10 protein-coding genes are annotated in these 13134 nt (G+C 56.2%); 6 read left to right on the forward strand and 4 right to left on the reverse strand.

What is annotated here, in order from left to right:
• Window positions 1–138: 138 nt before the first annotated feature.
• The gene (locus O146_RS10855; protein WP_051619207.1) at window positions 139–1203 is read left to right on the forward strand and encodes an amidohydrolase family protein; all 1065 of its coding nucleotides are present in this window, start codon (window positions 139–141) and stop codon (window positions 1201–1203) included.
• Here the strand turns inward: O146_RS10855 and O146_RS0102535 are convergent.
• From O146_RS0102535 to O146_RS0102545, 3 genes are all read right to left on the reverse strand, one after another.
• Window positions 1200–2450, reverse strand: coding sequence for a hypothetical protein (locus tag O146_RS0102535; RefSeq protein ID WP_027017578.1), 1251 nt, complete (start codon window positions 2448–2450; stop codon window positions 1200–1202). The genes O146_RS10855 and O146_RS0102535 overlap by 4 nt on opposite strands.
• Window positions 2451–2584: 134 nt before the next feature.
• Window positions 2585–3601 carry a C40 family peptidase gene (locus O146_RS0102540; protein ID WP_021351853.1) on the reverse strand — a complete coding sequence of 339 codons (1017 nt, stop codon included), beginning with the start codon at window positions 3599–3601 and terminating at the stop codon, window positions 2585–2587.
• A 12-nt stretch (window positions 3602–3613) separates the two neighbouring features.
• Complete coding sequence (locus O146_RS0102545) at window positions 3614–3985, reverse strand: hypothetical protein (protein WP_021351852.1); 372 nt, start codon at window positions 3983–3985, stop codon at window positions 3614–3616.
• An 89-nt stretch (window positions 3986–4074) separates the two neighbouring features.
• On the opposite strand from O146_RS0102545, the gene upp reads away from it, so the two are divergent.
• The 5 genes from upp to O146_RS0102570 all read left to right on the forward strand — a co-directional run bounded on the left by upp (window position 4075) and on the right by O146_RS0102570 (window position 11883).
• Window positions 4075–4710 (forward strand): uracil phosphoribosyltransferase, encoded by a 636-nt coding sequence (gene upp / locus O146_RS0102550; RefSeq protein ID WP_027017579.1) that lies wholly within the window; start codon window positions 4075–4077, stop codon window positions 4708–4710.
• Window positions 4711–4920: 210 nt separating this feature from the next.
• Window positions 4921–5382, forward strand: coding sequence for a helix-turn-helix domain-containing protein (locus O146_RS10860; RefSeq protein ID WP_064834571.1), 462 nt, complete (start codon window positions 4921–4923; stop codon window positions 5380–5382).
• Window positions 5383–5489: 107 nt separating this feature from the next.
• On the forward strand, window positions 5490–6680 hold the full coding sequence (locus O146_RS0102560; protein WP_023019062.1) for an amidohydrolase: 1191 nt from the start codon (window positions 5490–5492) through the stop codon (window positions 6678–6680).
• A gap of 202 nt (window positions 6681–6882) precedes the next feature.
• On the forward strand, window positions 6883–8289 hold the full coding sequence (locus O146_RS0102565) for an NAD(P)H-quinone dehydrogenase (protein WP_021351848.1): 1407 nt from the start codon (window positions 6883–6885) through the stop codon (window positions 8287–8289).
• Between the two features lie 165 nt (window positions 8290–8454).
• Window positions 8455–11883, forward strand: a complete 3429-nt coding sequence (locus O146_RS0102570; RefSeq protein ID WP_027017580.1) for a pyruvate carboxylase — start codon at window positions 8455–8457, stop codon at window positions 11881–11883.
• 31 nt (window positions 11884–11914) lie between these two features.
• Here the strand turns inward: O146_RS0102570 and O146_RS10865 are convergent, their stop codons facing one another.
• Window positions 11915–13021, reverse strand: coding sequence for an ABC transporter substrate-binding protein (locus tag O146_RS10865; RefSeq protein ID WP_155896218.1), 1107 nt, complete (start codon window positions 13019–13021; stop codon window positions 11915–11917).
• Between the last annotated feature and the right edge of the window lie 113 nt (window positions 13022–13134).

The raw sequence follows: 13134 nt of genomic DNA on the forward strand, positions 1-13134 counted from the left end.
ACTCCGCGCGACCGGCAGCGTTGCTTATTCCGTAGGCGGGGTGAACCAATTGTCTTAGCAAACACAGTGTTTAGGCTCAGCGCACAAACACCGGCAATGAATCTCAGACCGCGAAATTCGGACGGTACCATCGTATGCATGATTGAGACTCCTGCGATTAGCCCAGAGCATAAAAACTTTGCTTCTCAGTTGATCACTGAGCTGCCGAAAGTCAGCATCCATGAATACTTGCCCACGCAGACCGACGACGGTTCCCAGGTGGCATCTCGCGAGCAATTGGCCAAACACATCCAGTCGACGGTGCGCCGCTATCGCGAGGATAATGTCGTCTACCTTGAGTTACGTGTTGTGGTGGAGGATTTCTGCACTGATGATTTTGTGCTTGCCGACGCCTTTGCCACGGCGCTAGATGCCGTGGCTGCCGAGGGGATCCAGGCGAGGTTGTTAGTGTGCGCGCGTGCCGATGGTGCTGCCGTTTCCGAATTGACGGAGCTGGCGGTACAAGCGCAGGGGGATCCCAACTTTGCTGGGATGGTGTTTATCCTGCGCGGGGATGCTGCCTGGAATGCTGTGGGTTCGGCCTTGACCGCTGCTTGCACGAAGCTGCGTGAAAATTATCTGCCCTTCGCGATCGACGGTACTGCCGGTATTAATGCGGTTGGCGCCGCTGTACAGCTAGGCGCGTTGCGCTTAGGTCGCCCGCTGGCGCTGGTGGATGACTTTTCTGCTGATATCACCGGTATTGTGCCAGGAAAGATTTCGAGTTGGGTGCGCGATAGGGGCATCACTGCGGAAATGACTCCGCTGTGGGATCTTGCCGACGAATTTTTGGGAGAGGCAGCCGTCGATGAGCTTCCGGATCATCCGTTGCCGCTGCTGCAGCAGCTGGGGTTTCGCTGCACCATTTCCGCTGGGCAATTACATGCTGGTAGCTGCAGCGATGTCATGAATTCGCTTACCGAGACCTTCGGCTATGGGCTCGAAGAGTTTTTTGACCTTACTGCAAAGACAGTCACGGCTAGTTTCTTGAGTGAGCCGGAGCGCCAGCAGCTGCTGGAAACCCAGATTTTGCCGCGCTATGAAAAACTGGCTGACGCAGAATTGCGGCAGCCAGAAGGAACTAATGAATCTGAGGAAGCGGAAGAAGCTGGTGAAACGGGGGCGGTAACTGAGGACGGCTCCGCAAGCCAGAACGCAGACTAGAACTTCGTGAAGCGTTTGACCAGCATGTCTTCCAAGCCGCGCCAACCTTTCGAGTGGTCGGTGTAGGGCTTGGAAGGCACGTAGCCGCTGGTTTGTTGTGAGCCGAGCATATAGCCCAGGTAATCCTGGAAACGTGGGTTGGCCAGCATATACGAGTTGATGGAATCGTCACCAGCCCAGTCTGCTGCATCGGCGAGTAGTTCGTAGCACGCCGACATTTGTGGCACGTCCACTGCTTCAGGCCCTTTTTCCATGTCCTCAGTGAGCCCCTGGAAGCTATAGGAGTTATCGCGGTGCACCGTGACATCCAGTTCACCGGCGTTGGCGGCAGTCACTATGTCTTCCCACGTAGAAACCTTTGCGAGGTCGTGTTCATCATTTTCGATGATCCAGCGCAACAACTGGCGGCTGGTCGCGAAGGAGTTGATGGTGCCAAAACGCCCCAAAAACACCGGTACGCCGTCGACATAGCACCGCAATGTGTACACAGATTTACCGTCGATGGTGATCTTAATTGGGTCGATACCTGCCGCGGCCCAGGCTGAGGAATCATAAGGATCGGCTGCTTCTGCCTCGCGCTTGCGTTCTTCCTCCCGCTTGGCGTGCTCTTGGTCGGCTTGCTCCTTCGAAGAAGCGATGCGCTTTTCGGCATCTTCGATGGTGGTTTTGTCGACGCTGGCGAATTCTTTGGTGACATCAACAATGCGCACGCTATTTGCCAGATTCGATTCGATCTTTTTCCAGTTGGTGAGCACCGCTCGGCCGACGGAAGACCACTCGGAAAGGCCGTGTTCGCCAGAGTAGTGGTCAGCGCCGCGCTGCACGTTATTCAGCACAGAGTGGGTAGAAAAGAAAATCATCGTGTCGTCATCGGCGCAGACATTGCCGAGGGCTTTGGTGATCGACAAAATTTTGGCAGAGGTAGCGACGGCGTCATACGAAGGACGATCGGCCAGGTAGTGGGGCAAGCCGACGATGTCATAATGATCGCGGTCTTCCGGGTGCGCGCGGTATTCCGGAAGTTCTGCGAAATCCTTCCACTTCGGGTGGTCACGCAGGTCGTGCTTCGTGGTGTTTTCTAAGTACACCAGCATTTCTGCCACAGTGGGAAAGACTAAGACGTTTTCATCGTCGCCCAGAAAGGCTTCCCATTGCGAGCCGTTTTCCTTCCAGGTTGGAGCCCACAGGGTGTAAAAGTCACCGCTGTTGAATGAAACAGAAACCGGGATGATCGCGCGATTATTCATGGGCACTAAGTTTAGCGAACCCGATTAAACAGTGTGCTGTAACGGTTCTGTGACGGTGCTGGGATGGCTCTGTGACGCGTGGGGCAGGCGATGGATTCGGCATGGCTTTGGCGTGGTTTTGGCCTGTTGAGTTGCTAAGCCGTCGGCCGATAGAAACCGTGAAAATTCATGTCTAAGTTGTTGGTCCGCAATGGTGAAGTAGATACCGGGCTGCCTGCCTCAATAAGCTCCCCGTTTCCGGCATACATGGCTACGTGCCCGTCCCAAACCGCGAGATCTCCTTCGCGCAATTCATTGACAGAAACCTGCTGGCCGACGGCCTGTTCATGTGCCAAACGGGGAATATCTACTCCGGCTTCGCCCCAGGCCCATTGAGTGAATCCAGAGCAATCGAATCCGACACCAGGTGTGGTTCCGCCCCATTGGTAGGGCGTTCCCAGCTGGCTTCGGGCAGCAGCAACGGCTGCGCGCCCGGCGGCGGCACTGGCATCATCTGTTGCGTTGTCTGTCGGGTTATCAGTTTCTGTGCCAGTTGGAGTGCCAGCTTGAGCGCCAGTTCCTTCGGTGGTTTCTAGTGCTGCTGGTACAAAATTTGCTTCAGGGAAAGCAGCGTTATTGTCCGGGCTGTAAGCAGTCCCATTGCCTCCGGTGCTGGCGTACTGCGCTGGACTAGGAGGTGTTGCAGTGGGTGAAGCATCATCGAGTGCAAACGGTTCTTCGGCGATACCGTGCAGCTGCATAGCCAATGCAGAAAGCTGTTCGTCCAACTCGTTGGCTGCCGTTTCCGCTTCCGCCATGTGGCTGCGTGCTAGGGCGTCAAGCTGCGCGATAGCGCCTGCAGCGGCACCTGGGACTGGTTGCAGTGCTGTCAGTGCTACAGGGGCAGCCTGTTGGAGAAAGGAGTGCCCAATTCCCAATAGATTTTCTGCAGTGGTAGTTATCGCTACTTGTGCCTCGGCGGTGATTTCTGCGATGTGGTGATTATTCCCGTCGATCAGTTTTGCAGCTGCCTCAATATCCGCAGCGCTCGCACCACTGATGGCGGCCAATTCACCAGCAGCGGAGACATCCGGCATGATGGGTGCAGAAAAATCACCTAGCTGCGCGGGAGCGAGCTCACTGATGCGGTTGATAGTTTCCAAGACGTTCATCAGCCCGCCTCCTTATCCATTAGAGGAGTGTTGGTTAGAGAAATTGTCGCTGGTTGAGGTACTTCGGCCAGGCAGGGCGTCGGCAAGCGTATTCGATTCGGCGATCGTGCTGGATTCTGCCAATTGGGCATCACGGACCATGGTGAAACCAGAATCCGCAGCTTGCTGTAAACGCCGTGCTAACCGGCGCGAATGTGTAGCAGTTATAGTCGTGGCGCGTTCTAAAGCGGTGCGGAATTCCTGCTGGCCCTGCTGGCCATCTGCTTTGGCGGCAACGGAAGGCTCGGCCATTGGTGGGGCAGGTTCACGGATGCTACCTGCGGCTTTTTCTAGGTCGTGGGATAGAGCAGTGGCATGGTCATAAGCAAAAGTGAACGTCGTCATGCCCCATTAGACAGCGGTGAATGCACAATGGTTCCCACGAGTTTCCACCGGCAGCCACAAAGCCAGCCCCATGGCATAGCATGGGCACTATGGATATCACCGTGGTAGAACACCCCCTGGCCGCCGCGCGTTTGAGCTTGCTGCGCGATCAACGCAGCGACAATGCAGCTTTTCGCGCAGCATTGAAAGACTTAGGCTCCATGCTGGTGTATGAAGCCGCACGCAACTTAGACATCGACGAGTTTGCCCTGCACACCCCGGTTGCCGAAACCACCGGCACCAGGCTTTCGAACCCGCCGATTATCGTGCCGATCATCCGCGCCGGGCTAGGCATGGTAGATCCAGCATTGGCAATGATCCCGGATGCACAAGTTGGTTTCATCGGGATGGCGCGGGATGAACAAACTCACGAGCCAGTTCCGTATTTGGAAGCTCTACCGGATGATTTGAGCGATCGCACGGTCTTCCTGGTCGACCCGATGTTGGCAACTGGTGGCTCTTTGCTGCATTCACTGCGCCTGTTGGCTGATCGAGGTGCGCGTGACATCACTGCGGTGTGCATCGTCTCTGCTCGCCCGGGTGTGCAGGCCCTCGAGGAGTCCGGTTTGCCGGTGCGTCTGGTCACCGCGGCCATTGACCCGGAGCTTAACGACGACGCCTATATTGTTCCTGGGCTTGGCGATGCTGGTGATCGCCTGTATGGTCCGCGCAATATTGATCTCTAATTCCCCGTGCCCGTGGGCTGTAGGCAAACGCAAAAACACTAGAGCGCTAAAACACTAGAACGCTAGCCCGAATTGGCGGCAACGCCAGCAAACGCGAGCAAATCCTAGCCAGCCCTAGGCCAAGCCTCACCCCGCGTGGCAGCTGCGCGTGTGGTTCCGCTCATACTAGAGTGGGAGCGCATTGCAGTTGTTTTCGGGGGAGGATACGCAATGGTGGAATATCACCGCTGGTATTGGACAAGCTACGGACACGCACTAGCTAATAATCTGCGGTCCTTGCGGGAAATGCGCGGGCTATCGCAGACCCGGTTAGCGCAATTATCGGGGCTTTCGCGCAACCTTATTTCTAACCTGGAACGTAACGAATCTGGAGCTAAAGCTGCTGATCCCGTGTTGTCCACGGTGTACAAGCTGGCACAGATTCTGTATGTTCCGCCAGGCGTGCTGTTGCCCGGGGTAGATGAGGTGATTGCTGGTCCGTGTGCGGCGACCACCCCGCATTTGCAGGGCAGGTGGCCCGTTGCAGAGCATGACACAGCCCCGTTTAGCCCGCTGTATTTGGCGCGGGCAGTCACCGATGAGCTTCCGGAATTCGCCGCACCAGAACCGTTAGGAACAGCGGAAATCACGCCACCCAAGCGGTCCCCGGGAGAACGTCGCAGGAAAAGATAACAGCGTATAATTCGGGCCTGTGTACTGTGCAGAGTAGGGTGCAAGAGTAATTGCGAGATTCGCAATTGGAGATTAGCTGTTAGATAGCTGAAGAAAGGACCGGGTTGATGGATATTGCCTCGTTCGTTGCTGAGTGGATCGAACACCATCACGACGAGGTTCTCGGGTGGCGTCGCCACATTCACCGTAACCCGGAACTATCCCACAAGGAATACGCCACCACGGATTTCTTATGCCAGGTGCTGGAAGAATACGGCCTGCACCCTCACCGATTCCCAGAAACGGGACTTTATGTCGACGTCGGTGAGGACCACGGTAAAGGTCGCATAGCCTTCCGTGCTGATATTGATGCGCTGCCCATTCAAGAGCTCACCGGTGCGGAATTCGCTTCGCAGATTGATGGGGTTTCGCATTCTTGCGGGCATGACATTCACACCACCATTGCGCTGGGCTTGGCGTGTTCTTTGGGACAGTTGATCAGTGCTTATCCCGGTGCTTTGAGCTTTGGCGTGCGGGTAATTTTCCAGCCGGCTGAAGAAGTTATGACTGGTGGCGCAGTTGATGTGATTGAATGGGGTGCACTCGAAGGGGTCTCGGCGCTGTACGCGGTGCATGCAGAACCCAAATTGAAAGTTGGCCAGATCGGAATCCGTACGGGTGCGATTACCTCGGCCTCAGATGTTATTGAAATTGCAGTCTCTGGCTCGGGTGGGCATACTTCCCGCCCTCATCTCACTAGCGACGTCGTCTACGCACTGGGCAAATTGGTGACGGAATTGCCAGCAGTGCTTTCGCGCCGAGTGGATCCGCGCACCGGCACCGTCGTAGTCTTTGGTGCTATTCACGCGGGATTTGCTCCGAACGCGATCCCAGAACAAGGTTCAGTGATGGGCACGTTGCGCACCGCGGATATCAGCGTGTGGCGTTGGCTGCGTCGGGAATTATCAGGAATCGTCGGTGAGATCCTGGCCCCAACCGGGGTGGATTACGCCATTACGCATGACCAAGGTGTACCACCCGTGCTTAACGACGAGGTGGCAACGGCCCTGCTGGCAGAGGCAGTGACCGGCATTGATCCGCAGGCGGCAGTGCAAGCTCCGCAATCGTCGGGAGGGGAAGATTTTTCCTGGTACCTCGAACACGTTCCTGGTTCTATGGCGCGCCTGGGGTGCTGGTCGGGTACCGGCGAAATGCAGGACCTGCATCAGGGAAACTTCCACCCGGATGAGCGCTCGTTGGCCGTCGGCATTCGTTTGTTTGGTGGCATTGTTGCGCGTTATGAGGAACAAGCGCGTTAGAATGGGTTAAATGTGATCTTTGCTGCGTTGTTCTGCACACCAAACCTGGTGTGTGGGCGTGCCGCTGAGGTCAAATCCTGCTAACCCTCTGATGGTTCCCACGACTACATCAGGCCGGAGAAATGCAGGCCGGACAACATCAAACCGCACATAATTTTCGATGAGAGTGTAAGGAGCCCGCGTGTCTCACACCGCAAAGCGAATGGTCATCATAGGCGGAGGGCCAGCCGGGTATGAAGCAGCCTCGGCGGCAACTAAATATGGTGCCAAAGTGACCTTGATTGATGATCTGGCTCCGGGTGGCAACTCGGTGCTGCTGGATTGTGTTCCATCGAAATCGTTTATCGCCGGCGCGAATATTAAAACTGACTTGCGCCGTGCCGACGACATGGGCTTGAACGAGGGGATTGGTGAAACCAACCTTTCGGTGAAAGCGCTGAACGAACGTGTGCAGGTGCTGGCTAATGACCAGTCCGCCGATATCGCCGAAGGCCTGGAAGAGCTGGGCGTGCGCGTAATTAACGGTCGCGCTAGCTTCGAGGAAATGGTTTCCGGCGTCACCCACCTGGTTACTGCTACCCATAAAGAAGATGGCCGCGAAGAACTTATCCCGTGTGACCTGGTGTTGCTGGCCACCGGTGCGAGCCCACGTATTTTGCCGGGTGCGCAGCCAGATGGTGAACGGATTTTGACGTGGCAGCAAATTTATAACTTGGAAGAGCTGCCAGAGCACCTCATTGTGGTTGGTTCCGGTGTTACTGGTGCCGAGTTTGTCTCCGCGTTCTCTGAGCTGGATGTGAAGGTCACCATGGTGGCCTCACGTGATCGTATTTTGCCGCATGACGACGCCGATGCTGCCGATACTCTGGAGGAAGTGCTGGCCGAGCGTGGCGTGGAACTGGAAAAGCACGCGCGTGTTTCCGAGATCAAGCGCACTGACGGTGAAGGTGGGCAAGGCGTTGTGGTGATCACTGACGACGGCCGTGAAATTCATGGCTCGCATGCGCTGCTGTCGATTGGTTCCATCCCGAATACCTCCAATATGGGTCTGGAGCGCCTAGGTGTGGAGATGGAAAAGTCTGGCCACATCAAGGTGGACCGCGTCTCGCGTACCAACGTGCCGAATGTTTATGCCGCTGGCGATTGCTCGAACCTGTTCCCATTAGCATCGGTGGCTGCTATGCAGGGCCGTATCGCGGCCTACCACGCACTAGGCGAAGGTGTCTCGCCATTGCGTTTGAAGACGGTGGCTACCGCGGTGTTCACTCGTCCGGAGATCGCGGCTGTGGGAGTGACAGAAAAAGAAATCGAAGATGGGGAAGTGCTGGCCCGGAAGTTTAAATTGCCGTTGCACACCAACCCACGTGCGAAGATGCGTTCGCTGCGCCATGGTTTTGTGAAGATTTTCTGCCGTGGGCAATCCGACCTGGTTATTGGTGGCGTGGTCGTTGCTCCGCATGCTTCGGAGCTGATTTTGCCGATCGCGGTTGCGGTGGCAAACAACCTCACTGTGACGGATCTGGCGGATTCTTTTGCCGTGTACCCGTCACTGTCTGGTTCGATCACCGAGGCAGCTCGTCGCCTGATTGCCCCAGATACGCTGACTTAAGCTGCGTATTTTCTATCGAGATATCACCCCTCCCGCCGTCACCCACGGCGGGTTTAGTATATTGAGACCTAGATTACCCAACAATCTGTAACGCTCAGCCGGTGAGGCGGTGTGTGACGATGTGGGTGGGTGATTTCTCATGTGTATATCCGAAAGGAAAATGACGTGCCACAGTCAGGCTTGCCAGCCTTCAACAAAATTCTTGTTGCTAACCGCGGCGAAATTGCCGTTCGCGCATTCCGCGCCGCTTTCGAGACCGGCGCGCGTACCGTCGCGGTGTATCCGAAAGAAGACCGCAACTCTTTCCACCGTGCTTTTGCCGATGAGGCAGTGCGGATTGGTGCGGAAGCTCAGCCGGTTAAGGCATATCTGGACGTCGACGAAATCATTCGCGCTGCGAAGAAATCTGGTGCGGACGCGGTTTATCCGGGCTATGGTTTCTTGTCTGAGCGTGCGGATTTGGCACGCAAGTGCGCCGAAAACGGAATCAAATTCATTGGGCCAACAGAAGATACTTTGCACCTGACCGGTGATAAGGCCGCGGCTGTTCATGCTGCAGAAGAAGCTGGCTTGCCGACGCTGAAGGATTCGAAACCGTCGTCGGATGTCGATACGCTGGTGGAGTATTCCGCAGACTTTGAATATCCGCTGTTCGTCAAAGCCGTGGCTGGTGGTGGCGGGCGTGGCATGCGCTTTGTGAAAAACGAGAAAGAGCTGCGCACCAAAATCTCCGAAGCTTCTCGTGAAGCCGAGGCCGCATTCGGAGACGCTAGTGTTTATCTAGAGACCGCGGTGATTAAGCCACAGCACATCGAGGTCCAGATCCTGGCGGATTCGCACGGCAACGTGGTGCACCTGTATGAGCGTGACTGCTCGTTGCAGCGTCGTCACCAAAAAGTTGTTGAAATTGCTCCGGCGCAGTTTTTGGATGCTGAGCTGCGGGAAAAGATTTGTGCCGACGCGGTGCGATTCTGTGAACACATCAATTATGAGGGTGCCGGTACAGTCGAGTTTCTTGTCGACGAAAACGGCAAGCACGTCTTCATTGAAATGAACCCGCGTGTGCAGGTGGAACATACCGTCACCGAGGAAGTTACTTCGGTCGATATCGTGAAATCGCAAATGCACATTGCTGCTGGTGCGACGCTGCACGAATTGGGTCTGACACAGGATTCCATCACACTTTCCGGTGCCGCGTTGCAGTGCCGTATTACCACTGAGGATCCTGCCAACGGCTTCCGCCCGGATACCGGCACGGTGTCGTCGTACCGTTCGCCGGGCGGTGCGGGTGTACGTCTGGATGGCGCTACCTCTGTCGGGGCTGAGATCACCCCGAATTTTGACTCGCTGCTGGTGAAAATGACTTGCCGTGGTGCGGATTTCCAGATCGCTGTAGCCCGTGCCCAGCGCGCACTGAACGAATTCACCGTCACCGGTGTCTCGACGAATATCGGCTTCCTGCGCGCCTTGCTGCGCGAACCAGAATTCGCGAATAAACGCATTAACACTGGCTTCATTGCGGATCACCCACATCTGCTGGAAGCGCCACCAGCTGATGATGAGCCAGGCCGGATCTTGGAATACATCGCAGATATGACCGTGAATAAACCACACGGTGAACGCCCAACTGCGCTGCGTGCTTTCGATAAGCTGCCAAAGAAATTGTCCCCGGAGATCCCGAAGGGCTCCCGTGATCGCTTGCTGGAGCTCGGCCCAGAAGGTTTCGCGAAATCGATCCGCGAGCAAGATGCGCTGGCGGTCACAGATACCACGTTCCGCGATGCACACCAGTCATTGCTGGCTACCCGCGTGCGTACCTCTACGCTGTTCGCTGCGGCCCAGCATGTCGCACGCATGACCCCGGATCTGTACTCCGTGGAAGCCTGGGGCGGTGCTACTTACGACGTCTCTATGCGTTTCTTGCATGAAGATCCTTGGCAGCGCTTGGATCTGCTGCGTAAAGAGATGCCAAACATCAACCTGCAAATGCTGCTGCGTGGGCGCAACACCGTTGGCTACACGCCGTACCCGGATGCCGTCGCTAAGGCCTTCGTGCAGGAAGCTTCCGATTCCGGCATCGATATTTTCCGTATTTTCGATGCGCTGAATGATGTTTCGCAAATGCGCCCAGCTATCGACGCTGTGCTGGAAACCAACAAGTCGGTCGCCGAAGTAGCTCTGGCCTACTCGGGTGATATGGCTTCGCCGAAAGAGAATATTTACACTCTGGATTACTACCTGCGCCTGGCAGAAGAGATTGTGAAATCCGGTGCGCACGTATTGGCAATCAAGGATATGGCGGGCTTGCTGCGTCCGGCAGCCGCCAGCAAGTTAATTACTGAACTTCGCAAGAACTTCGATTTGCCGGTGCACGTGCATACGCACGACACCGCTGGCGGCCAACTTGCAACGTATTTGGCAGCAGCCAACGCAGGTGCGGATGCGGTCGACGGGGCTTCGGCTCCATTGGCCGGCACCACGTCGCAGCCATCACTGTCGGCGATTGTGGCTGCCTTCGAAAATACTGACCGCGATACTGGTCTGGATCTGCAGGCTGTAGGCGATCTGGAACCGTATTGGGAAGCAGTGCGGCAAGTGTATGCACCGTTTGAGTCTGGTATTCCTGGGCCGACGGGCCGCGTGTACAAGCACGAAATCCCGGGCGGCCAGCTATCTAACTTGCGTACCCAGGCCAGCGCGCTGGGCTTGGCCGATCGCTTCGAGTTGATCGAAGACACCTATGCCGCCGTGAACGAGATGCTGGGGCGCCCTACCAAAGTCACGCCATCGTCCAAGGTAGTGGGCGACTTGGCGCTGCACTTGGTGGGAGCAAATGTCTCGCCGGAAGATTTCGCGGCTGATCCGCAGAAATATGACATCCCGGATTCGGTCATTGCGTTCTTGCGCGGTGAGTTGGGTACCCCACCAGCTGGTTGGCCAGAGCTGAAAGATAAAGCACTAGCGGGCCGCTCTGATTCGAAACCGGCGTTGACCGAGGTGCCGGAAGAAGAAGAAAAAGCGCTTGCCGACGACGACAAGTGGGTGCGCCGCGGTGGGCTGGATCGTCTATTGTTCCCGAAGCAGGTGGAAGAATTCGCAGAATTCAAGCGCCGCTACGGCGATACTTCCGCGTTGGATGATCGCGTCTTCTTCTATGGCTTGGTGGAAGGCGAAGAAACCGTGTTGCACTTTGCTCCGGACGAGACAGGCTCCACTCCGCCATCCATGGTGGTACGTCTGGATGCCGTGGGTGATCCGGATGAGAAGGGCATCTGCAATGTCGTGATGAACGTCAATGGACAGATCCGCCCGATCAAGGTCCGCGATAACTCAGTGGAATCGTCCGTCGCGTCTGTGGAAAAGGCCGATAAGTCTAACCCGGGCCACGTTGCAGCGCCATTTGCTGGTGTGGTGAACCCAACTGCACAGGTTGGTGACAAGGTTTCTGCTGGCGACGAAGTTGCCATTATCGAGGCGATGAAGATGGAAGCCCAGATTTCCGCGACCGTGGATGGCACCATCGAACGGGTTGCGATGGGCCAAGCCACTAGCGTGGAAGGTGGAGACCTGATCGTAGTGATCAAGGAAGACTAGTGCGAGACTAGACTAGCTAGTCTCTGTCTAGCTAGTCTGCGTCCACTTCGAAGTACTCGGCGATATCGTCGAGTACTTCGTTTGCTCCATAAATGCCGACGGCGCTCATCCAAATGGTGTCGTCGACATCGTGGATCTCACCTTTCAGTTGGTTCCAGAGCGGATTGCGCTGGAATTCTTCTTGTGTCTTTGCGGCTTCGCCATCGTTGTCGCCATACGCGCTGGTAAAGATGTAGTCTGCATCCGCTTTGGCGATTTCTTCTGCGGAAATTTCGGTGGTGAACCCAGTGCCGGTGGAAGCGTCATTTCGTGCGAAGCCGAGATCGGCAAAGATCACCCCGATATAGCTGTCGTCTTTATAGATCCGAGTCGGCCCATCGACGAATCGCACGGACGTCACGCTCGGGTTTTTCCCGAGCTTTTCGCGTACGCGATCACCGATGCGCGCAGCACGCTCTTCGTATTCGGTGATCAGCTCGTCGGCTTTTTCGGTTTTATCCGCTACTTCACCTACCAGGCGCAAGCTGTCTTTCCAGCCATGGCCTCCAGAATCAGAAAAAACCGTCGGCGCGATGCTGCTCATCCGTTCGTAGAGATCTTCATGCCGGACTTTCGACGACAAGATCGCATCGGGTTTCAGCGCAGCGATTTTCTCTAATGACGGGTCATTAAGTTCACCAACCGAGACCGCGTCACCTGCGTATTTCTCACCATCATCGCCGAAATAAGCAGGGATTTCGCTGCCCCCTTGGAGCTCGGTGAAGCCAACGACGTGCAAGCCCAGAGCGATAGCTGGGTCCAATACCGTGCGGTCGAGTGCTGCGACGGTGGTAATTTCTTCGCCCAGCTCCGTCGATCCCATTGCGTGCGAAATTGTCCGTGTAGCAGACGATTCTGTGCTGCCTGCAGTGCCGGTGGTTGTATTCTGGCCGGAGTGCGCAGAATCATCGGCTGGTGCGGTACATGCAGTCAGTAGCCCCAAGCTGCAGGCGACTGCGAGGAATGCGCTTCTGGCCTTCCGGCTGTGGAATGGGCTGCCGAGCGATTGTCTGCTTATCGACGTTGGGTGTGGGGAGAATTGCCTGTGGGGAAGTGGTGAGGAAACTGCTGCTGCTTCGGGCAGTGGGGATGCTGGCACTGTGGCTGTACCTCCTGGTCGCAAAACTGAAGTGCAGACCAGCAACGCCGAACTAGCGTACGGTGTTGCTAGTCCACCCTTATTACGACCAATAGGTTAGCATAGCCAAATTT

This window comes from Corynebacterium pseudodiphtheriticum DSM 44287 (genome assembly GCF_000688415.1).
In the GTDB taxonomy this organism is placed as follows: domain Bacteria; phylum Actinomycetota; class Actinomycetes; order Mycobacteriales; family Mycobacteriaceae; genus Corynebacterium; species Corynebacterium pseudodiphtheriticum.

Coding starts and splice junctions, on each gene's coding strand:
- O146_RS0102540 (WP_021351853.1), bottom strand. CDS start 3,601: ATGAACGTCTTGGAAACTATCAACCGCATCAGTGAGCTCGCTCCCGCG.
- O146_RS0102560 (WP_023019062.1), top strand. CDS start 5,490: ATGGATATTGCCTCGTTCGTTGCTGAGTGGATCGAACACCATCACGAC.
- O146_RS10855 (WP_051619207.1), top strand. CDS start 139: ATGATTGAGACTCCTGCGATTAGCCCAGAGCATAAAAACTTTGCTTCT.
- upp (WP_027017579.1), top strand. CDS start 4,075: ATGGATATCACCGTGGTAGAACACCCCCTGGCCGCCGCGCGTTTGAGC.
- O146_RS0102565 (WP_021351848.1), top strand. CDS start 6,883: ATGGTCATCATAGGCGGAGGGCCAGCCGGGTATGAAGCAGCCTCGGCG.
- O146_RS10860 (WP_064834571.1), top strand. CDS start 4,921: ATGGTGGAATATCACCGCTGGTATTGGACAAGCTACGGACACGCACTA.
- O146_RS0102545 (WP_021351852.1), bottom strand. CDS start 3,985: ATGACGACGTTCACTTTTGCTTATGACCATGCCACTGCTCTATCCCAC.
- O146_RS0102535 (WP_027017578.1), bottom strand. CDS start 2,450: ATGAATAATCGCGCGATCATCCCGGTTTCTGTTTCATTCAACAGCGGT.